The sequence below is a fragment of the Paraburkholderia sp. WC7.3g genome (assembly GCF_050436345.1).
GTDB lineage: Bacteria > Pseudomonadota > Gammaproteobacteria > Burkholderiales > Burkholderiaceae > Paraburkholderia > Paraburkholderia podalyriae.
Genome location: NZ_JBNDMA010000003.1, coordinates 356,202 through 376,168, shown reverse-complemented (window position 1 = coordinate 376,168; position 19,967 = coordinate 356,202). Strand labels below are relative to the sequence as shown.

Here is a 19,967-nt window from a genome sequence, read left to right as displayed (position 1 = left end):
TTTCGATGGCGGTCTCACCGGGCGCTGGGCTTTACGTCCCGCAGCCACATGGCCATCATCGACAGGCGGGTTTCGTTCGCTGGGTCGTCCGCGTCGCAGTAAAACTCCAGAAGAAGTTTTCCTGCCGTTGCGGGCGTTACCTTTACGTCGACGGCATTGCCTTCGAGCCCTACAAACCTGTTCATTAACTCCTGTTGCGAGAGTGGAGGAATGGTCGCGCGCGCCGCGATTGCCACCTGTCGAATAGCCTCGCTTCCACGTAGCTTTGTCAATTGAATCAGTTGCCAACCCAGAGCAAAAATCAGCGCTTGGCCCGGGAAGAGCAACCTAACTTCTTCCGGCAAACTAGCGATCTTGGAAGCTTTGACCAGTCGCGCCTGGTCCACTCCTAGGATTTGAGCCGCTTCGCGTGTCGATGACCACAGCCCGGAAGGTAGTCCATCCCGATACCGTTGATCGAGCACCAAGGGTCGCTCCTTCGAATGTGCCCGGTACGAAGAGCCAGCGACCTCGTCGCCACACAAAAGCGCGCATAGTTGCGTCCGTGACTTCCCGGCCGGATCGATGGCCGCCGCCCGGATCTTAAGCTGTTCGAGCCCTTGCTCATTGCTGGCACGGATCAATTCCCGCGCCGTCCGATTGACAATACCCGCGTGCTTGAAGAGATCAAGAATTTCGCCCGGAAACGCCGAGATCTTCACCGCTTGTTGAAGCCGGGCAGCGCTCGCCTTCAGATTGAAGGCGCCGAGTTGCCTCGACCCCTCTCGCAGGGTATTCCAATGTCGGCCGAGCCTGCCCGGTAGATTTCCGCAAGACGGAGCGGATCGTCCACTGCAGCCTTAGCCGCGATAGTTGTTCGAAACATCATGCACTCAGGTTAAGACAGCAGTATCACTGATACACCGCACCTCGAATTTTGGGAAAGACGCGCAAAAGCCGGCCCTATCCAGAAAATCAACGATCACACGCATGCATACTATCGGCCGACTAAGCACCATCCCGAGCGCCACTTTTGGGGCCTGATAAGTGCCCAAAAGAGGAATGATGCGGCAGCTTGAACGACCGGCGAGTTGCGGCATTGGCCATTTGAGACGCTCAACGTCCACTGGTGACAATCCGAGCGGCAATGGCGTACCACGGAGACCAGAGCAATCGAATGGGACGGCCCTTAATTGCCTTGGGCGGCTCGGGCGCATCCCTATGGGCACATAAGTGCCCAAATTGAGCCTCAACCGCGCAGTGGTCAAACTCAACAACTTTGGAGGGGGAGTTGGGAGTAGAGGAGCCGAAAACTGCTTAACCTACGGTAACCCGCAAAGGGGCTCAGTCAAGTTCGATCTCGATGTGATTTTCTGAATGTCTCACGGCGCAACGGGACAGCGTCTAAAGCGTGACCCTTCTGCGCCCGGCACTGCGCCATCATCGCGCCATTCCTACGCGCCGGGGAACCGAAACGGATCGGCTATGTTGCGCGACCCCTTGCCCAGACTCAACCGGATGGCTCGGGCCATCGGCACGGACCTGCACGGCTCGACCGTCAGTCCGGACGGCGTCTACGAACTGCCGCGCCAACCGCAAGGGCATTTTCAACAAAGGCATGATGTCCACATTTTAAAAATCCGCGAGGACAGCGAGCAGACCACGAAATGTGTGAGTAGTACGCACGCTTTTCCTGGCCTCAAGCCTCAGGAAACAAGGCTTCCGTTGGTCCCTGACGTCAGTCTCCCCCGTCTGATCTGACAGGCGGGGTGTGAGTAGTACGCACACTTTACCCCGGCGGCTGCCGAGTAGGGCAAGGGTGTGAGTAGTACGTACACTCGAAGGCCTAGGATGGTCGGCGGGAACGTGCGCGTACCACTCACACTCTGCTTCGAAAAAAAGCCCGCGTGCGCGGGCTCATTTACGTCAGTAGGCACCGTCAGTCCGGGCTGACATTAAACAGCTCGGCGATGACCTGTCGAAGCTGAGTCTCCTGCGCGTCCGACAAAACATCTGCCTTGATTTTGATAGTGAAGTTGGTCACATCCTTGGTAATACTTCCCGCGTGCTTCTTCCCAGCGAAAAATTTGTCGATGCTGCGCTCACTAGCTGTTTCTCGCGTGGAGCCCCGAGCAGCCATTGCAACGACGGCTGCGGGAAATTTCCCTTGGTCAAGCGTGCCGGCTATGACCGCCGGCCACAGTTCCTGAGCTGCGGCTAACGCGCGAGACCCGTGCTTTTTCAGAACAGAAACGAGTTCCTCCGCAGCATTGCTTCCGAGAAGACGCGGCTTCAGATCGAGGTCCTCCTTGATGAAATCAGGCAAACTCTCGAACGCAAGGAACTGGTAGAGCCCACGGCGGGACAATCCCAAGGACTCGGCCATCCGCGTCCGGTTGGGAAACTCGGTCTCGGCACGCCGGAGCGACTGCCCGATTTCGTAGTCAGCGAGGTCTTCGCGACCGAGATTTTCGGCAAGTGCCAGCACTGCCATATCCTGATCACTGCACTCAATCACCGACGCCTTGATTTCCTGCAACGCAAGCATGACGTGCACACGCAGGCGCCGCTCACCCGCTATGAGCTGATACCCATTTTCTGCCCGGCGGACAACGACCGGCTCAATGAGGCCAATTTCACGAACGCTCTCCGCGAGCGAAGCGAGCGCCTCTTCGCTGAAGACCTTTCTTGGTTGCCAGGGGTTCGGCTGAATCGCACTGACGGGTAACATCAGTTTGTCGCTGGCAGTTTCAAGTTCCTGGATGCGCAGTTGCGCGTCGGCGAGTGCACCCAGCATGCCAGGCCCTGTCTTGAAGGCGCTGCTTCGACGCGGCTCGGGTGGAGTGTCCGCCGCCGGCTGGTCAGACTGCTTGCTTTCCGAGGCGGGTCGCTCTGCCGTAGCTCCGAGCTTCCCGGTTTTGGCCAACATCTTGTCGCGAAACGAACTCACTTTCCGGCCCTCCACTGTTCGACATAGTGGTCGTCAAGCCACTGCACATAGTCAATGAGCGGTTGGCGGACTCGTGAAACTGTCTTGTCCGCAAGGTCTCCCTTGCTGATATCAAACACAGTCTGCATAGCGAGCGCGCCGTTACTCATCGCAGAACTTGCCGGTACCTCGAGGGCACTGAGCCAATCCTTGTACATGCTGCGCACCCACGAACGCACAACGGGCGCAGAAGAGGTCTTTCCGTTGTCCACCTTGGAAAGCAAGACTGAGATGAAGTCGTAAGTTTTCTTGTCGCCGCGTTCGATGATGGTGTTAGCCAAATCCGAGAAGAGGCCCCAGAACGCGACTGCACTGGTGAAGTCCAGGCTTTCTGGTACAAGAGGCATCACGATTGCATCCGCTGCCATCAATGCGTTGATAGTCAGATAGGAGAGTGACGGCGCCGTATCCATCAGGATGTAGTCGTAATGCTTGCGAAGGGACTCTACACCCTCGCGCAGGAGTGCCCAGAACTTGAACGACGGATTCTTGATGACGGTGCCGGGAATATGAAACTCTGCGGAAAATAGCGTCGGGTGCGCAGGAATTACATCCAAGCCGTCCCAATAGGTCGGCCTCACAAGATTCATCAGCCCGCCTTCCATTTGAGGGTCGTAGATAAATGGAAGCACCGTATCGTCCTCAGTTACCTCCTTCTCCGCATACATGCCGCACAGTTCGGTGAGGGACGCTTGCGGGTCAAGGTCGATAAGAAGGACCTTTCTGCCGCGAAGTGTGAGACTCTGCGCAAGGCACATCGTTGTGGTCGTCTTGGTTGAGCCTCCTTTAAAGTTGGCCACCAAAACTACCTTCCCGTCACCGTCTCGTGCCCCCGTATGCAAGGGCGTTTGATAGATATCGGAAACCTGCTGAACCCAAATTCGCGCTTCTTCGAGAGTAAATACTCTGCTCCGGCCCGATCCCGGCGCGACGCCCTGCGGCAGTCCTTCCCTCGTGGACAACAGGTTATTCAGCTTGATACGATCGATACCGCATAATTCCGCGACTTGCGCCGATGTGAAGGTGGGAGCCGCCTTGCGCGGCCGAGGGGCCAGCATCAGTGTTCGAAGCTCTTCCGCCAGTTCCGATGAGTCTTTCGCAAATTGCATCACCCCGTGCAAGTCGACTCGACGGTCAATCGTCGGAAATTCGATAGTGTTTGCCATAGACGCTTTTTAGCAGAATTGAGTTGGAGCGTATAATACAGGGTAAGCGTATAAAAACACACTAAATGCAGTTGGCATTCGAAAAAAGACCGCTGCGCACGGCTTCTACGGCGCTGGTGCAGTACGGTCGTGTGTTGGGCTCAACCCAAATGCGGGGCTCACCATGGCCATTTAAAACGTGTTTCCACAAAGGTAACCGTTTTTGTGCTGGCATGAGCCTGTGGTCGACAACCAAGCTTGCCGGCTCGCGATGTAATCCCCGGCCTAAGCCGCGGCGGAAGGTCAGCAGCACAAAAGGTAACGGTTTTTGTGCAAAGTCCAACGGTCTGAAGCATCCGGCGCATCGTTCCACGGGGCCATCCCGTAACATTGCACAAAAACCGTTACCGGCTGACCCGAGTCACGTGAACACCCTCCGTGCCGAGCCAGAAAGCCGAGCGAATGTTCCTCGTGTGGCAAAGCGAGCGCCCTCGACGCACCAAAACCGTCACCCTTTGTCGTGGACCCTCAGGTACCTGCACAAAAAACGGTACCTCCGCCCGCGCACAAAGCCGTCAGGGCAACTGACGTGGTGTACCGTCGACGTTACAGCTTGGTCCCATCAGAATCATGGCCGTAATGCTCGGCGCACAAAAACCTCTAACCCCGCGCGGCCAGCTCGCGGCGGATTCAGCACAAAAACCGTTACCTTGATCGGATAGATGATCCCGACACTTAGCGATCAACCCTGCACAAAAACCGTTACCTTGGGCGTCGCGTTCGCAGGCGTCCACGCATGCACAAAAACCGTTACCGCGGTCCCGCCGCTTGCACATAAAACGTTACTGTCCTGCAAGCACCAGAAGGACGCCGAAAGCCGTTCCTGGACGTGTGACCACCGGCGCAAACCGCCCGTCAACAGGGCATTTGCACGGGCGTTTGCTAGGTCTTGGGGCCGTGTTTTGAGGCTGCGTGCAGTTGTTGGTTTGTTTACTTTAAAAAAAAGAACCCACACACCCACCTACAGCTATTCGCAGCCTCATTGCTTTCAAGCACTTAGCGCGCCAAAGTGGCGTTCTATGTGCGTGAGGGATTGTTTATTGTGCAAACAGGTATAGGTTTTTGTGCGGCAAACGTAATGTTTACTGTGCACCTAGGTAGAGTTCTTTGTGTATGCCTTAAAACACGCCCTTTTGACGGTAACGTTTATTGTGTTGACTTGGTTACCACGAGTGATAGAGTGCCGGCCAATACTAGGGGGAGCGTAGGCAATGACCGAGGATAGCGGACGACAGACTACAACGCAGCAAATGTCGCTTGAGCTATTCGAGGAGATGTCGGGCCTGCCAATCAGCGAGAGCACCCGAGAGATTGGTTTCCAACGAAATAATGTTTTCGTCGCAATCAACGGACTTGGTCTCGCGTCACGTCGGTTCATCGACGCCGCCTATTTCGTCGCTGCCCAAGAGCAAACGCCGCAGGACATCTATGATGTCGACCTGAACTACTTCAAGTGGCTCATGCGCTACGACAGCCGCAATGTCCGCCATTTGCAGACAGTTATCAAGGAGGCGCAACGTGTACTCATCGAGGTGACGGATACACCGCCTGAAAGAGCCCCGAGCGAGGACGACCAGTGGGTCTCCGAGCAGCTCATGGGCCGGGTTAAAATTGGCAAAGGACGTATCCAGTTCGTCATCCCGTCCCTGATGCTGCGCCATATCACCGGGCCCGATAAGCACCACTGGCTCAACCTCTGTATCACGGCCTCGTTCACTCAGACATTCGCACGCGTGCTCTACGATTATGCCCAGCCATATGTCACTGCGGGTGTAACTGAGTGGGTAGAGCTAGAGGAGATGCGCAGGTGGCCCGGCAAGCTTGGTTCGACCGCATCCGAGTTCAAGCACTTTCGCCCGAAGTACCTCGACCCCGCGGTTAAGCAAATCAACGAGCTTTCCGACTTAGACCTTTCCTACGAGACTCGCGCCGACGCGGAAGGGTCGAGGAAAATCAACAAGCTCAGGTTCAGGATAAAGCGCAAGGATACGGTCGCGGTGCTGCTGACCCGGCAACCTGAATCGCACGACCTACTTTTGTCGCTTCGGACCGAATTCGGCCTTTCCGACGACCAGTTTGACATAATCGCACAGCATCGAATGGAATGGACCGACGACCGCATTCAGCAGGCGGTCGAGTACACACGGTTTAAATTGAACCTTGGGAAAATCAAGAAGAGCCCGGCCGGCTATCTAATGCAGGCGCTAAGCAATAACTGGCGGGTGTCCGACGCCGAGCGCAAGATGGTGGCCATACAGGCCAAGTTTGCCACGGCCGCTAAAGCTGAGAAGCCGAAGTCTGAAACCACCAAGGCGGTCGAGCACAGCATGGCTACTCGCGATGAAGAGGCGAGGGCACGGCGGAATGAGGAGGTTCGGCAGGGGCGTGACCACTTCGAAGCCGCCGATGAGAAGACGCGCAAGGACCTTGTACGCCAGTACATCGCGTCGCAGGCAGGTAAGCTGATGTTGCGGCGGTTGAAGCTCGACACCGCAACACTGTCGGAGGCAAACATCCTCGGCCATTCCGACCTTTCCTGGTATTTCGGGCAGTTCGTCTTCAGCAAGCTTCGGGACGCAACTCGGCCCGCGCGCTGACGACCGGTTAGCCTTCACTCAATGCCAAACCTGGTCTTCAGCATTTCAATCATGAACTCGAGCGCCTCTACGCTGTTAGCGTCCGACTCTTGAAGCTGCAATTCAACGATTAGGCGGCGCTTTGCATTCTTTCCTGGCGCTTTCCTAACCCTCACGTCGACGCCGGGGATATCGATACCCGCAAGGCGGTTCAGCATCAGTTGGGGTGACGGCCTACGCGGCGAGCGGCCCGCCTCGGCTGCGAGCGCGCGAACATTATTCGCCCCCCGCAGCGCTATCAGCCTCACTATTTCTTTGCCGGCCGCGAAAGTCAGATTGTCACCCGGAAAAAGCATTTTCACCTCAGCTGGCAACGTCTTGTCAATGGTGATTGCCTCGCTAAGCCGGGATTGCGGTATGCCCATATGTGCCGCCGCGACGCCTTTGCTCGGGAATTTGCCTTTTAGGTAATACGCTGCAATGGGGAGCGGCGCGTTCAATCCCGGAGGGGCCGCTCGTGAGCTTACTTCGCCGCCCGATCGCAAGGCACGCAAAATATCCCTTGCGTCCATTCCAGTTGTGTCAATCTCTGCGGCGCTTGCGGCGAGCACGCTTTCTCCACGCTGACTTGCCAGTCTTAGGAGCGCGCGCGCGTGACCACTGCTCAAGCCGGCTTTGTCGAACAGTCCTGTAAGCACCCTAGGCAAACGCGAGACGGCCAGAGCCTCGGCAATCCTCGGTGGCGCCAGGTTTGTCTCGAACAATCTGGACAGCTTGGCTGCTGCCTGACGATATGTGTTCCATTGCGTTCCCACGCCGGCCTTATAAATCGCTGCTAGCCTCAATGCATCGTCGACGACTTTTTCCGTCATTGAAACTTCTCAATAAAATCGCTTGGGAGAAGCACATCCTGCAAGCCACCGTCGAAGGTTTTCACCCAAACCGAAAGGTGCACCCCTACGGTTGCTTTAGAACGCGGCCAATCGTTTCCGCGTCTGCAACCGCTACTGCGCCGTTGCACCGCGCGTTATTCGCCCCAGCTCGCGGCTTTTTAACCTTGGTTAATTTTTTTGCTCGTGTCGCCCGCGCAACCGACTGTTTTTAAACCCGAAAAAAGCAAGCTATCTGGTTCCAGGAATGTAAATTTGTAAAAAAATTCGGAACAGAGCTTAACGATACACCGCAGCACGCTCAACGGAACGCCGAAAGCGCACCGATTTAGTATCTCTTTCCGCCTGAGACCCGTAACCATGGTTAAAGTTTTCAACAGCCAGCAAGGCTAACCGCCAACCGGCCTGCCCATAAAGGCGCTCAAATCTCTGCGCCTTTTGCCTCAAAACCCTTGTTAGAAATTGTTTCAATGGTACCCATTCATCAAGGGTTGCCATGCGCATTTTCAGGAACAAGCGGCAGGCCGCGCTATCCACGGCCCCCGGCATGTATGCCGAGGAAGATCCATCGAAAGTCATTTTCGAGACGAGCACGCGGCTGAAGGTTGAGAGCAACCGCTGGATGCTCATTGCCTTCGCCTGTGCTGCGGTCGCAGCCGGTGCCCTCTGGACACGGCAGCCGCCGCCTTCGGTTACCCGCGTGGTGGGTGTCTCGGCCGACGTGAGCGGTCACCCGGTCGTGACGGAACTCGTCGCCTACAAGCCGGACTCCCAGGCGCTGCGCACGAGCATGCGCGAGATGGCGGTGCGCTGGTTCACGATCGAACCGGTGCTGACCGACAGCCTGCAGACGTCGCGCATGTCGTCGAACATCAACTCAGTAAAGGCCCAGATGATCGGGGCTGCAACCGACCAGTTCAAAAGCTGGCTGCGCGACGACGCCCCTTTCCAGCAGATCACCGCAAATCCCAAGCTGATCCGCGAAGTGAACGTGCGCAACATCGCGCTGCTTGAAGATCAGACTGTTCTCGTTGAGTTCACAACGACGACCTCGCAGGCGGGCGCGACCGGCAAGCCCGACCTGAAGTCCTATGCGCTGACGCTTCGCTACCAGATCGTGGCGCCAACCGCCGACGCGGCACTCACCGCAAATCCTTTCGGCATTTACATTCCGTTCTTCCGCCTTGAGTTGACCGGTGGAGCTTGACTAGGATGACCTCCCGATATCACCGTCCGACGCTCGGCGTTCTCGTTCTGCTTGCGGCGACGGCATTGCAAATGACGGCGGCGAATGCCAAAAAACCTGCTGACGCCAACTCGTTCAACGCAGCGATGATTGCGGGAGACCCGATGAGTCCCGTCAATCCGTTCAATGGTGGCGCTGACCCGCTCACGATGCCTGGTGACGCAAGGATCGGCGTGTTTCCGTACAGCCGCGACCAGATCTTTCGTGTGCTCACTGCACCGCTGAAACTGACGACCATCGAGCTGGAACCCGGCGAGAAGCTGATTGCCGACCCTGCTATGGGCGACAGTGTCCAGTGGGAGATTGACGACGACAAGATGAACCACGTCTTCATCAAGCCGCACAAGGCAGACCTGGTGAACACGCTGCACCTGACGACGAACCGCCGGGAGTACGACTTCACGCTGATCGCTTCGCCCGCCGGTGGCTTCTTTTACCAGACCGTGCGCTTTCAGTATCCTCGCGCGCCGATGGCACGCGTAAATGTGCGCGACGAAGCCGGAGGGGCTGGCCCGGGTGCGACCGCGACAGAACGCGGCGGCGATTCGGGCTCGATTACGGTGTCGCCCGACAAGCTCAACTGGGATTACACCGTCGACGGTAATGCGGAATTCAAGCCGGAGGTCGTATTCGACGACGGCCACTCGATCTGGATGCGCATGCCCGCCAAGGCGCAGACATGGCCGGTGCCCATGTACAAGGATCACGGCGATCGCGTCGTCGGCAACTTCATCCGCCGCGGCGACTTCCTCGTGTTCCAGCGGCTGGCCGACGAGATCGTTCTTGTGTCGGGCAAGGACGAGGTAACGGTGACACGCGGTCGCCGGCGGATCTTCGGAGTGTTCTGACCGTGGCGAAGAAAACCGAACAGGCCACGCCTAACGCAGAACAGGCTGCACTCGTCAAAGGCAAGACGCCCCGCAATGCGATCATGAGCATTGGCCTGCTGGCCGCCCTCGTGATCGGTGTGCTCGGTTTTTACTACGAGCTGAAGGCAAGCAACCAGGCGCAGGAAGAGGCCCGCCTGAAGAAGGCGTCGGCCCTGAAGAGCAGCACAGAGGCGCCCGCAGCCGGTAGCTCCGATATCGACAGGATGATCAGGCAGCAGCAGGAAGCGGCCGCCGCCGAGGCAGCCGCTCGCGCCGCGTCGGAAGCATCGGCTGCACAGCATCCGACCGTGAAGCCCATGCTGACGGGCAATGACTTCCAGCGCGAGGTTGGAGCTGACGGCACCGATACGCGTGCGCTCGCGGCCAGCAACAAGCTGGATGCCATCTATACGTCGTCGGTCTTCAAGCAGTCCGGCGCCTCCCGCAATGCAAGCCAGCAGGCGTCGGCGGTGCCGGCGGGCGTACCGTCACTGGACGATTTTCGCGCGGCGCGAGCGGCGGCGACATCCGGTGTGCAAAACCCGATCGATGCAATGGCACTGGCGCTCGCTAAACAGGGGCAGGCGCCTGAGGACCGCGACAGGGCATTCCTGAAGGAAACAGCAGGGCAGGGCGGCATCGAGCGGACCACCTTCAATGGCCAGGCAGGCGGTTGCACGCTGACGCCTCCGCACAACATCCACGTCAAGACCGTTGAGGGGTTGAACTCGGACAAGCCCGGCCGCGTCGCGCTCATGGTTGACGAAGATGTGTACGACAGCCTGCGCGGCGACTGCCTGATGATTCCCAAGGGCTCATTCATCAACGGCGCCTACAGCGCCGACATCAAGGTTGGACAGGAGCGTCTGCTCGTGGCCTCCACCAGTCTGCGGCTGCCCAACGGCAAAAGCGTGCCGATGAACGGCATGCAGGGCGCAGACCAGAACGGGTATGCAGGCTTTTCCGGTGACGTGAACAACCATTTCCTCGCAATCTTCGGCGCGGGATTCATCACCGCGGTGCTGCTGAAGACTTTTGACAATACCGCGACTACATCGACAACCTCCAGCCCGATCGGCGTGACGACCTATGGAAGCACTGCCGGGCAGGTAGCCGCCACTACTGCCCAAGCGGTACTTCAGCGTAACCAGAACATCCCGCCAACGATCACCGTGCCCCCTGGGGAGAAGTTCCTCGTACAGGTGACGCAGGACATCGTCATGGAGCCATACCATGACTAGACGCGGTATCGCTGGGCTACTGCTGACTGCAGCTTGTTCCTCGGCGGGAGCGGCAGTGATCGACACCGTCATAAGTCCCACGCGGTTCGTCGTTGAAGAGAACGGTGAGCGGTCTGTACTCGAAATTCCCGGCAAGCCCGTGTACGCATGCGGCCTTCAACGGTTCCTCACCTGGGCGCAACCGCTGAAAGGACAAAGCGTCGCAACGGGCGCGGGCGGCTTCGCGTCCGTGCTCGTTGATGGAACGCCGGAGAGCCTGCAGGCCCTGCTGGTCAGTAACGGCTGGCTGCAACCGGCCGTGCTGGATGACGACGCACAGGCGGCTTTGACGGAGCGCCGTGGCGGCTGGGCGTGCGCATCCGCACAGGCTCCGTTCGAGGTGATGCACACGAGCGTGGACGCAAAGATTCTTGCGGGCGTTGCGCTCAACGAATCGGCGTACAACGGCCGCGCGTGGCCGTGGACACTGAACGTTGCGGGGCGTGGGTTCTTTTTCCGGACGCGCGACGACGCCTACAAGGCTATCCGCTTTCTCATCGCAGATGGGCGCTGCGATTTTGACGTAGGCCTGATGCAGGTGAACTGGTGCTATCACCGGCAGCGCTTCGCGTCGCCGTGGGACGCACTGTCTCCGGCAACGAACATCCACGTGGCCGAAGACATCCTCAACGAGAACTATCGCAAGACGCATTCGGCGGTGAAAGCCGTGGCGTACTACCACAGCGCCAACCCACAGCCAGGCCGCGAGTACCTCGCGCGCTTCATCCAGCATCTTTCCCAAATCGACCGCGGTCTATGAAGCAAACGCTAACCCTTATCGCGCTGTCAGTGCTGTCACTGTCGGCGTCGGCTGCGAGCACCGATCCTCTCGACTTTGACTATCAGGTCAACGGAAACATGACCGAGCGGCCCGCGCTTATTTTCAACGACGGTACGGACACGTATCTCCAGCCGAGAGCCGGCCAGAATCTGAAAGTAGACGGCGGTCACGCTGAGGGCCCATACATCGTTGTGTCAGGCACGCCGGAAGTCATTTCCTATTCGGTGGATGGTTCGAGCGCCACAGCCCGATGGAAAAAAGCGAACACCTTCATCTCCGAGGCCAGCAATCGCAGTGGGGACATGCCTGCCGGTTTTGCGGGTTTCTCGAACCGCCTCGCACTGATTGGTCCGCGACCCAGTCTGGAGGCGACCCGTCCGATGAGTGCAACGTTGCCACTTGCGCAGATGGTCAAGTCGCTGGTCCCGCAAGGTTGGAGCGGCTCAGCGCAAAAAGACGTCGACCTGACGAACGCGCAGAGCTTCGCAACGCGAGATGGCGAGAACTGGATGCAGTCCCTGGACCGCCTGCTAGGGGCAGTGAATCTCTATGCTGACGTCGATTTCACTGCGCACCACGTGACGTTGCGTCGGGCACCCGCCAAATCGGCGGGAGTGAACTATGTGGCAAACGCCGCGCCTGCGGAGCCTGCAACTCAAACAGCCTCTGCAAGCCTATCGCCCGCATCGGGGGTAGTAGTCAGCGCGGGCGACAAAGCGCAGCCGCAGGGCGGTGGTCTCGCGGCCAAGTTCGGCGCGGTAGCGATCCGGGACGGCGACGACACGCACATTCAGATCCGCTTCTCACAAAGGCCTGCAAAAGAGCTCGTCTTTCGGGACATGGAGGGGCACTCCCTCAAGCCAAAATGGGACGACTCAAGCAATGTCGTGACGATTAACCGGGCGGATCGGTTTGTTGTGTCCAACGGCTCCGACAGCGTCGAAGTGGCGCGCGTTGCAGGCCTCGTCTACGGATTTGACGCGAAGAACACCGCGGGCCTCGAAGCCGTGTTCGACAAGGAAGGATCGACGTACTTCAAATTTGCCGACACGGTCGGCAACGTCAAGGTCTCGGATGTCGCGCACATGGGCTCAGGCGAGCAGCAGGGCCGCTATTACAAGTTCAATGGTACCGCGGACCAGTTCATCGTCAATGCCGATGGCAACGTGGTGAATGTGACGCGCAAGCATGACGTCCGCTTTTTCGACCGGGCGAAATCGTGAGCGTCCGAACCGTCGCCGCGTTTGCGGGGGCACTACTGTGCGTGCGGCCGGCGCTCGCAGATTGCCTCGATGAAGCCGCGCAGTTCCATCACGTCAACGTGGTACTCGTGCGCGCGATCGCGCAGCAGGAGTCAGGCATGCGCGCCAATGCGGTGAACCGGAACACGGACGGTTCGGAAGACATTGGCCTGATGCAGATCAATTCGTCATGGCTTCCGAAGCTCAGGCGCTACGGCGTCACTCGGGAGTCGCTGTTCAACCCGTGCGTCAACGGATACGTCGGCACATGGATCCTCGCGTCGAACATCAAACAGTTTGGTCCGACGTGGAAGGCGGTGGGCGCGTACAACGCCGTCTCAACCAACAGGCAACTGGTGTACGCGAACCACATTTATCGGCGCGTCGTGCGCGCGGCCCACTGAATCTCATGAAGCCAATGATCATCATGCCCACCCGTCGTCGCGTCTCGCTCCTTGCGAGGGTCTTTGCCTTGCTCACGATAACGGGATTCACGACCGCTTCGTTCTCGCAGTCGCACCTCTCGCCGCCTGCGGGGGATGGCTGGCAGATGCTGGCGGCCAACGCAGCCAGCCCGGCCGCCCCTGGCCCAACGGCTTCGCTCGCGATGGCCAACCCTGCACCGAGTGCGCCTGCGACGTCTCACGCATCGCCGCCGCCGGTACTTGCGCCGTTCCAGGCTGCGGCGCCAACGCTCAGCTCAACTGCCGTCACGCCGGTTGTCCTGCCGGGTGCACAGGCTGCAGCCGGTTCCAGCGCCCTGACGCTCACGATCACCCCGCAGGACATCAATCTGCGGAACGCGCTCGACCGCTGGCTGCAGCAGCAGGGCTGGCAACTGGCCTGGAAAATCGACGATGACCTGCCGCTCGAATTCAATGCGACGTTCAGCGGCGACTTCGATTCATTGCTGACGCAAGTCATGCGCGCGACCAACCACATGCGCACCCCGACTCGCATCTGCGAGCACAGCAACAACGTTATTCGCGTGGTCGCCCGCGCGGCAAATTGTCAGGACTAAACCATGCGAGCAAACCGCTTCCAGGCCGCTGTATCACTCCTTGCAGCAACCATGCTGACGGGTTGCGTTGTGTCCCAATCGGACGTCAACCGGGCCTATGACGCAGCTACACACGACGCGACGCGCGCGATGGCCGGCATGGGCGATTCGATGCCGCTAGTCGAGCACGTTTCGACCGCGTTTCTCGGCGATCGCCTTGTGCCCGTTGCGTATGAAGCGACGCTGCCTGCCGTATTCCGCGACAAGACAATCACGCTTCCGGCGAATCTGCCAATCACAAAGATCGGTACGTACATCTCGGATGCGTCGGGCTATCCCGTCCATATAAGCCCGGATGTTTTTATTCCGCGCGAAGCTCTCATCGATGCGCCGTCGGGAAATTCAGGCAGGACGGTGACGCAGACGACCTCAATGGCCGGGGCGGCAAACCTTGAGCCAGTCTACCGGCAACCGGGCAATGCACGGATTGGACAGTATCTGCATAGCGTGACTGAAGACCTCGGCCTCGCCTGGGACTTCGATGGAGCAACGATCAACATATCGCGCTTCGTAACCCGGACGTTCCAGATTGCTGCCGTTCCGGGCGCAGTCAGTATCAAGTCCTCGATGTCGAAGGGCACAGACACCTCAACGGGTACCCAGTCAACAGGAACGGGGACGACGAGCGCTAACACTGGCTCTTTTGCCGCGGTGACATCGACTGGGCGCGACGGCACCTTCAATCAGATCGACATGATCACGAAGGAGCTCCAAAGCCTCCAGACACCCCTAGGCAAGATCACGGTCAATCCCCAAAGCCGCCTCGTCATGGTGCGCGACACGAAAGAAGCCGTCGATCGCATGAGCGAGGTGCTAAAACACGAGAACGCCATTTCGACGCGTCAGGTCATGGTCCCGGTGCGCACTTTGCAGATTGCACTTAACGACGGGTCGCAGGCCGGCGCAAACGCGGACATCGTCTTCAACAGGATCTCCGACGGCCTATCGAAATACGCGATCAGCATTACCTCACCGACGTCGCTAGCGACTGCCGCTGGTTCCGTCGGCCTTTCGATTCTCAACCCGGGCGCGCCGCTCAATGGCACCAACGCGGTACTCAACGCGCTAAACACCTTTGGCAAGACCATCGCTGACAACACGCAGACAAAGATGACGCTCAATGGTCTGCCCATGTCGATCGGTTCGTTCGAAACGAAGGGCTATCTGGCGGCAACGACGCCTGCAACAGGCTCAATCAGTGGTAGTGCTGGGGCGCCTGGACTGACGCCTGGATCGGTAACGGTGGGCGACTTCGTGAACGTCCTGCCATCGGTCAACGACCATAACCAGATCATCCTTTCGTACTGGAGCGATAACTCCAAGCTCAATGGCCCATTCACCACCATCGGTACGGGTTCCGGCGCATCGTCACAGCAGATCCAGTTGCCGGACATCGTGGGCAGTAAGGATGACCAGACGATCGCGTTGTCCGACGGGCAGACGGTGGTCATGTATGGCGCCGTCACCAACAACTACGACGGTACCAGTAACAGCGGGATTCTCAGCTTCAGCGGCGCATGGAACAAGGCCAAGACATTCCAGGTGATCATGCTGACGGCCTCCGTCGTCCCGTCGATGTGAGCAGCGCATGCACTTCGAATCGATTCCCAACGAAAAGAAGGCACGTCTTGTCTTCGGGCTTGACTGGCGCGCCTATGCGACCAGGGGCGCCGCGGGCGAGCGCCGCCGTTACGCTAACGAGCTCGACGCGACGCACTACGTTGAGATCAAGGGCAAGGAAGAGACTGTCGCCGGCTTCTGCGCACCGGAGCCATCCGAACGGAAGGGGCTGAAACTCTATTCGGCGGCCGCACGGGTCGCGGGTCTTGATCGCGTGCGCTCGAAACCCGCAGTGCTCGTTCTGGTTCAGGACGGGCAGCGTGTGCATGTCATTTTCGTTGTCCGCGGCGCGGTGCGCATAGACCAGACGGTAGCACTCAATGCGCTTGATGCCAGCCGCGATACGGTCGAGGACGAGTGCGCAAAGGACCGTGTCCCCCTGCTCACAATCGGCCACGGCACCGACCTCACGGGCCTGGACGAGCCGTTCACACCAGCCGAGCTGCTGCGAGGCAAAAGCGTTGGTCTGATCAGGCAGGTGCCCGTCAAGGTGCCGACGATCATACCGCTCGCTGTCATTGGCGCCACCGTGATCTATCTGGGGAGCGAAGCGCTCACCTATATCAATCCGCCGCCGCCACCGCCTGCACCGCCGCCGACCTACATGCAGGACTATCAGGCCGCCGTTGCGCGGACCTTCAATGGCGCAGTACCGCTTGCTTCCTCACTTGCGCCCGCGCTGATAGACATGTTCGGCAAGCAGGAAACGAACGTCGCTGGTTGGCAGTTCCTTAAGGCGTCATGTGGCGTGACCGGTTTCTGCTCGATCACCTACAAACGCGAGGGCGGCACCTACAAGGAATTCGATGCGCGGGCACCGGCAGAGATGCGTCCAGTGGTGTTCGATCCCAACGGTTTGCTGTTGCAGGCAAAGGGGCCGGCCGTGCCGCATGTCCAGAAGCTCGCGCTTACTGAACAGAAGCAGTGGCCGACCGCGCAGGCGCTTATCAAGCAGCTTCAGACGGACCCGCAACGGCTGTCGACGAAGCCCGACCAGTTGATGAGTCACGGCTACGTGGTCACGCTGCGCCCGCCCCAGCGTCTGCTCGCCCGCCAGCCGAACGCCGGAGAGATCAACGGACCGATCCTTCAGGCTGGCGACTGGTCGATCGACGGATATATGTGGCAGAGCCCGCTGCTAGAAAAGCTGCCGGCCAACATGGCTCTCGACGCACTTGAACTCGAGCTTAAGGACGACGGAAGCGGCGTTCATTTCACCGCGAAAGGTAAATACTATGTTCTCCAGTAACTCCGGCCGGTTCGCGGCAGCATCGGCTCTTGTGGTCTGTATCGCTGGACTCGCGCACGCTGACGAGAAGCACCTAACGCTCGATGACATCGACGGGCTTGCGCGACAGAACCTGGTCAATTCGATGCGCAAAGCGGACGGCGCACAGCCGCCTGCGGGCGGTGTCGCATTGAGCGCGCCTTTATTGACTGCCCCTGCGGCCCCGGTCGCGACACCAACCATCGTTGCGAAATCGCCCAGGCGTTCTGATACCCCGGCGCGAAAGGTCATACCCGTTTCATTCGTTGGAGCCTACAGCGATTACGCTGGGCCGCACGTGCTTTACGAGTACCGAGGCGGCGTCTATGCAGCCGGCCGGGGAGAGAAGCTGCTCAACGGTTGGGTCGTGACGCACGTCGATGGGTATCGCGTAACCGTAGCAGAAGGAAAGCGTACGTGGTCGGAGGTCATCTCGCAGCCCGCCGGCGCCGGTTCGACGGGAGATGGGCCCGCCATCCAGGCGATCACTGATCTCGGCGGACCTCTTCCGATGGCAACGAACATTGGCGCATTTGGCGGAGGACGGTAAGCATGGGTATTTTTTCAGGCGTTGAGACGGACGACGCTCAAGCGAGCGGCGGCTTTCTGAAACGGTTCCGCGGTGTCAGGCCATCGGCATTCGTTGAGGCAGGGCAGGCGGCGCCGCAGTCAGCTGGCCAACCCGGGCAGGAGCCGACCTTCAGGGAGCCGACGCGCGCGATCAATCCGACAGTCTCGTTTCTTGGCCGCCGGCTTTCCGGCGAAGATGTAGAGGACGTCGAGTCGTACGTAGAATCAGACAAGCCGGTCGCAGCGCCGGCCCGCCCGCCCGCGGCAGTCTACGCGCCTTGCGTGCAACAGCCCGAGCACGTAGGCGTAAATGTCCATGCCCCTTCGGGGGAAGTGGTCGCTGAATCAGGCGCAGACGTAGCCGGCCGCCTGGGCGACGGATATGTAGAAGGCGAGAAGGCGCTGCGTGAGCTGGACGAGCTGATAGCCGCGCAACGGGGATCGCCGAGTCAGACCGCCGCCGGTCATTCTTCAGCCACTGAGACAGCGAGCGTCGCCGCCTTCGGTGCCGAGCCGGTGGCCTCTGTGCAGCCTCGATCGCAACCACACCCGGAACAGCAATTCGCCACTGGCGCAACGCCTCGGAACGAGTCCCTACCGGCAGTCGTGTCCGTGCCCGTGTCATCGGACCCGCCCTATCCTACGCCGGGAGCGCACGGCGCTACAGCGCCCGTTGAGCACAACGCCGACGACGAAGAGGATGACAATGAAGAACCGACCAACGCATTAAACGGGAGGCCGGTTCTGGTGTCGGCCGATGCGCTGCCCGACTTCAAACGGATCGTCACTGGCACGGACGGCGATGCAATCCTGAAGCTGTCGACCGCCGCACGAAAGGAATTCGTGGCAGTCGAGATCCAGCCCGGTATCGCTATCGTTGCGGCGACCGCGCGGTTCAGTGAGCGTGCGCAGTTCACAACGTTCGTCAAAGACCTTGCCGCACGCGATCTGCTCGTGCAGGAAGAAATGATCGCGACAGAGGAAGTGATCGCGGCAATTTACGAAGGGAAACGGCGCGAAGTAACCGGGACCGTGGAACGCGAGGCGTCGCGTGCCATTGGCAATTTCCGGGACATCATCGAAGCCGCGCACGCGTACGGCGCAAGCGACATCGCGTTTGAGCCACGGGACTTTCGCGGAGAAGTGGAAGTTCGCTTCCGGGTAAACGGCGATGTGTATACCTATCGGCGTCTGCCAAAAACCATCGTCCGCCGCGCGCTGTCTGCCGCGTATTCCGACCTGGTTCAGAAGAACACTAACTCGGGCAACTCGTTTCAGCCCAGCGCGACGCAGTCCGCAATGATCCCGCTGGTGGCGGGGCGCGACACCATCAATCTGCGCTGGCAGTCCGCGCCGACAGTGGGCGGCTACGACGTCGCCCTGCGTTTGCTCGATGGGAACTTCAAGAATTACTCGGTGTTGATGCCCGAGCAGATGGGCCTCGCGCCGAGCCAGTTGGCCCTGATCGACACGCTCAACTATGTGAGCGGCGGCATTACTGTTCTGACGGGCGAGACGGGTTCGGGAAAGACAACGTTGCTCCGCGCACTGTCGTACATGTTGCCCGACCGCGAGCTAAAGAAGCAGTTCGCCGTTAGCGAGCCGTCCGAATACCCGTTGCCGTGGCTTTCGGAAATCTCGATTATTCGCCGCCCGGACGAAACCGACGACGAGGCGAACCGCAAATACGCGGAAGTGATCCGCACCCTCATGCGGATGGACCCGGACGATGTGACGATTTCAGAAGTGCGCGACCGCGTGGTGATGGGGCTTGTGTCGGAGCTTGCGCTCACCGGACATCCTGTGCGCTTCTCGCTGCACGCGGGCGACATCATTTCTGCGTTCATGCGGATGGCCGGCGGCCGTCTCATGCTGCCCATAGATGAGCTGGCCGCCGAAGGGTTCGTTAATGCCGTCGGCAACCAGAAGCTCATACCTACGCTATGCCCGCACTGCAAGCTCCCTGCTGAAGATGTGATGCAGGAAGCCGATCTCGAACTGCTGCGCTCGAAGTTCGGACTCGACACGTCGCGAATGGCTTGCCGCAACCATGCCGGTTGCCAGCATTGCCGCCTCGACGGTCTCTTTTCGCGTGACGGCAAAGTGGCCGGCGGAACAAAGCGGCCCACGCTGGTTGCAGAACTGTATAGGCCGACCGATGAATTCCGTCAGCGAATTGCGGTTCGCGACTGGGCGGGAGCACGCGAGGTATGGCGTCGGGAGCGCAAGACCGCCTTCGATAACGAGGACATGACCGGAAAGACGGTATATGAACACGCTCTTTTCAAGGCTTCCCGTGGCGAAATAGACCCACAATTTATCAACCGTTCGATGCAGTCGTTCGGGCAATACCGCGTGTTTCCAGGCGCGGACGAAAAACTTTAAGAGGCTGAC

18 protein-coding genes are annotated in these 19,967 nt (G+C 59.4%); 13 read left to right on the top strand and 5 right to left on the bottom strand.

All coding sequences use genetic code 11. The annotated features are described in order from the left end of the window. Positions 1-14: 14 nt before the first annotated feature. Positions 15-701 (bottom strand): hypothetical protein, encoded by a 687-nt coding sequence (locus OKW43_RS33145; RefSeq protein WP_429452453.1) that lies wholly within the window; start codon positions 699-701, stop codon positions 15-17. Between the two features lie 763 nt (positions 702-1,464). On the opposite strand from OKW43_RS33145, the gene OKW43_RS33140 reads away from it, so the two are divergent. After that, positions 1,465-1,740: a hypothetical protein gene (locus OKW43_RS33140; protein ID WP_429452451.1), complete on the top strand. Its 276-nt coding sequence runs from the start codon at positions 1,465-1,467 to the stop codon at positions 1,738-1,740. Between the two features lie 178 nt (positions 1,741-1,918). On the opposite strand, the gene OKW43_RS33135 is transcribed toward OKW43_RS33140, so the two are convergent. Both OKW43_RS33135 and OKW43_RS33130 read right to left on the bottom strand, forming a co-directional pair. Beyond that, entirely contained in the window at positions 1,919-2,929 is a 1,011-nt protein-coding gene (locus OKW43_RS33135; protein WP_429452449.1) for a ParB/RepB/Spo0J family partition protein, read from the bottom strand. Continuing rightward, entirely contained in the window at positions 2,926-4,134 is a 1,209-nt protein-coding gene (locus OKW43_RS33130; protein WP_429452447.1) for an AAA family ATPase, read from the bottom strand. Before OKW43_RS33130 ends, OKW43_RS33135 begins: the two co-directional genes overlap by 4 nt. A gap of 1,250 nt (positions 4,135-5,384) precedes the next feature. On the opposite strand from OKW43_RS33130, the gene OKW43_RS33125 reads away from it, so the two are divergent. Further along, positions 5,385-6,770: a replication initiation protein gene (locus tag OKW43_RS33125; RefSeq protein ID WP_429452445.1), complete on the top strand. Its 1,386-nt coding sequence runs from the start codon at positions 5,385-5,387 to the stop codon at positions 6,768-6,770. Between the two features lie 14 nt (positions 6,771-6,784). Here OKW43_RS33125 and OKW43_RS33120 read toward each other — a convergent pair whose 3' ends face one another. Then, on the bottom strand, positions 6,785-7,621 hold the full coding sequence (locus OKW43_RS33120) for a hypothetical protein (protein ID WP_429452443.1): 837 nt from the start codon (positions 7,619-7,621) through the stop codon (positions 6,785-6,787). A 297-nt stretch (positions 7,622-7,918) separates the two neighbouring features. Continuing rightward, positions 7,919-8,137, bottom strand: coding sequence for a hypothetical protein (locus OKW43_RS33115; RefSeq protein ID WP_429452441.1), 219 nt, complete (start codon positions 8,135-8,137; stop codon positions 7,919-7,921). On the opposite strand from OKW43_RS33115, the gene OKW43_RS33110 reads away from it, so the two are divergent. The 11 genes from OKW43_RS33110 to OKW43_RS33060 are packed head-to-tail and all read left to right on the top strand — an operon-like array spanning position 8,136 to position 19,958. After that, entirely contained in the window at positions 8,136-8,846 is a 711-nt protein-coding gene (locus OKW43_RS33110; RefSeq protein ID WP_429452439.1) for a type IV secretion system protein, read from the top strand. The genes OKW43_RS33115 and OKW43_RS33110 overlap by 2 nt on opposite strands. A gap of 5 nt (positions 8,847-8,851) precedes the next feature. Further along, a complete protein-coding gene (locus tag OKW43_RS33105) occupies positions 8,852-9,733 on the top strand; it encodes a TrbG/VirB9 family P-type conjugative transfer protein (protein WP_429452437.1) in 882 nt (293 codons plus the stop codon). Positions 9,734-9,735: 2 nt separating this feature from the next. Next, positions 9,736-10,995 carry a TrbI/VirB10 family protein gene (locus OKW43_RS33100; protein ID WP_429452435.1) on the top strand — a complete coding sequence of 420 codons (1,260 nt, stop codon included), beginning with the start codon at positions 9,736-9,738 and terminating at the stop codon, positions 10,993-10,995. Continuing rightward, complete coding sequence (locus OKW43_RS33095; protein WP_429452433.1) at positions 10,988-11,794, top strand: transglycosylase SLT domain-containing protein; 807 nt, start codon at positions 10,988-10,990, stop codon at positions 11,792-11,794. Before OKW43_RS33100 ends, OKW43_RS33095 begins: the two co-directional genes overlap by 8 nt. Then, positions 11,791-13,038 (top strand): TrbG/VirB9 family P-type conjugative transfer protein, encoded by a 1,248-nt coding sequence (locus OKW43_RS33090; RefSeq protein WP_429452431.1) that lies wholly within the window; start codon positions 11,791-11,793, stop codon positions 13,036-13,038. The genes OKW43_RS33095 and OKW43_RS33090 overlap by 4 nt, the downstream gene beginning before the upstream one ends. Then, entirely contained in the window at positions 13,032-13,460 is a 429-nt protein-coding gene (locus OKW43_RS33085) for a lytic transglycosylase domain-containing protein (protein ID WP_429452561.1), read from the top strand. Before OKW43_RS33090 ends, OKW43_RS33085 begins: the two co-directional genes overlap by 7 nt. A gap of 5 nt (positions 13,461-13,465) precedes the next feature. Continuing rightward, on the top strand, positions 13,466-14,077 hold the full coding sequence (locus tag OKW43_RS33080; RefSeq protein ID WP_429452429.1) for a toxin co-regulated pilus biosynthesis Q family protein: 612 nt from the start codon (positions 13,466-13,468) through the stop codon (positions 14,075-14,077). 3 nt (positions 14,078-14,080) lie between these two features. Continuing rightward, the gene (locus OKW43_RS33075; protein WP_429452427.1) at positions 14,081-15,697 is read left to right on the top strand and encodes a type II secretory pathway protein; all 1,617 of its coding nucleotides are present in this window, start codon (positions 14,081-14,083) and stop codon (positions 15,695-15,697) included. A gap of 7 nt (positions 15,698-15,704) precedes the next feature. Further along, entirely contained in the window at positions 15,705-16,985 is a 1,281-nt protein-coding gene (locus tag OKW43_RS33070) for a hypothetical protein (protein WP_429452425.1), read from the top strand. Beyond that, positions 16,972-17,553, top strand: coding sequence for a hypothetical protein (locus tag OKW43_RS33065; RefSeq protein ID WP_429452423.1), 582 nt, complete (start codon positions 16,972-16,974; stop codon positions 17,551-17,553). The genes OKW43_RS33070 and OKW43_RS33065 overlap by 14 nt, the downstream gene beginning before the upstream one ends. A gap of 2 nt (positions 17,554-17,555) precedes the next feature. Then, positions 17,556-19,958, top strand: coding sequence for an ATPase, T2SS/T4P/T4SS family (locus tag OKW43_RS33060; RefSeq protein ID WP_429452421.1), 2,403 nt, complete (start codon positions 17,556-17,558; stop codon positions 19,956-19,958). The last annotated feature ends 9 nt before the right edge of the window (positions 19,959-19,967 follow it).

Bases quoted from the DNA above. Each gene is read 5' to 3' on its own strand.
- OKW43_RS33140 (WP_429452451.1), top strand. From the start codon at position 1,465: ATGTTGCGCGACCCCTTGCCCAGACTCAACCGGATGGCTCGGGCCATC.
- OKW43_RS33130 (WP_429452447.1), bottom strand. From the start codon at position 4,134: ATGGCAAACACTATCGAATTTCCGACGATTGACCGTCGAGTCGACTTG.
- OKW43_RS33125 (WP_429452445.1), top strand. From the start codon at position 5,385: ATGACCGAGGATAGCGGACGACAGACTACAACGCAGCAAATGTCGCTT.
- OKW43_RS33120 (WP_429452443.1), bottom strand. From the start codon at position 7,621: ATGACGGAAAAAGTCGTCGACGATGCATTGAGGCTAGCAGCGATTTAT.
- OKW43_RS33110 (WP_429452439.1), top strand. From the start codon at position 8,136: ATGCGCATTTTCAGGAACAAGCGGCAGGCCGCGCTATCCACGGCCCCC.
- OKW43_RS33115 (WP_429452441.1), bottom strand. From the start codon at position 8,137: ATGGCAACCCTTGATGAATGGGTACCATTGAAACAATTTCTAACAAGG.
- OKW43_RS33105 (WP_429452437.1), top strand. From the start codon at position 8,852: ATGACCTCCCGATATCACCGTCCGACGCTCGGCGTTCTCGTTCTGCTT.
- OKW43_RS33095 (WP_429452433.1), top strand. From the start codon at position 10,988: ATGACTAGACGCGGTATCGCTGGGCTACTGCTGACTGCAGCTTGTTCC.
- OKW43_RS33090 (WP_429452431.1), top strand. From the start codon at position 11,791: ATGAAGCAAACGCTAACCCTTATCGCGCTGTCAGTGCTGTCACTGTCG.
- OKW43_RS33080 (WP_429452429.1), top strand. From the start codon at position 13,466: ATGAAGCCAATGATCATCATGCCCACCCGTCGTCGCGTCTCGCTCCTT.
- OKW43_RS33075 (WP_429452427.1), top strand. From the start codon at position 14,081: ATGCGAGCAAACCGCTTCCAGGCCGCTGTATCACTCCTTGCAGCAACC.
- OKW43_RS33070 (WP_429452425.1), top strand. From the start codon at position 15,705: ATGCACTTCGAATCGATTCCCAACGAAAAGAAGGCACGTCTTGTCTTC.
- OKW43_RS33065 (WP_429452423.1), top strand. From the start codon at position 16,972: ATGTTCTCCAGTAACTCCGGCCGGTTCGCGGCAGCATCGGCTCTTGTG.
- OKW43_RS33060 (WP_429452421.1), top strand. From the start codon at position 17,556: ATGGGTATTTTTTCAGGCGTTGAGACGGACGACGCTCAAGCGAGCGGC.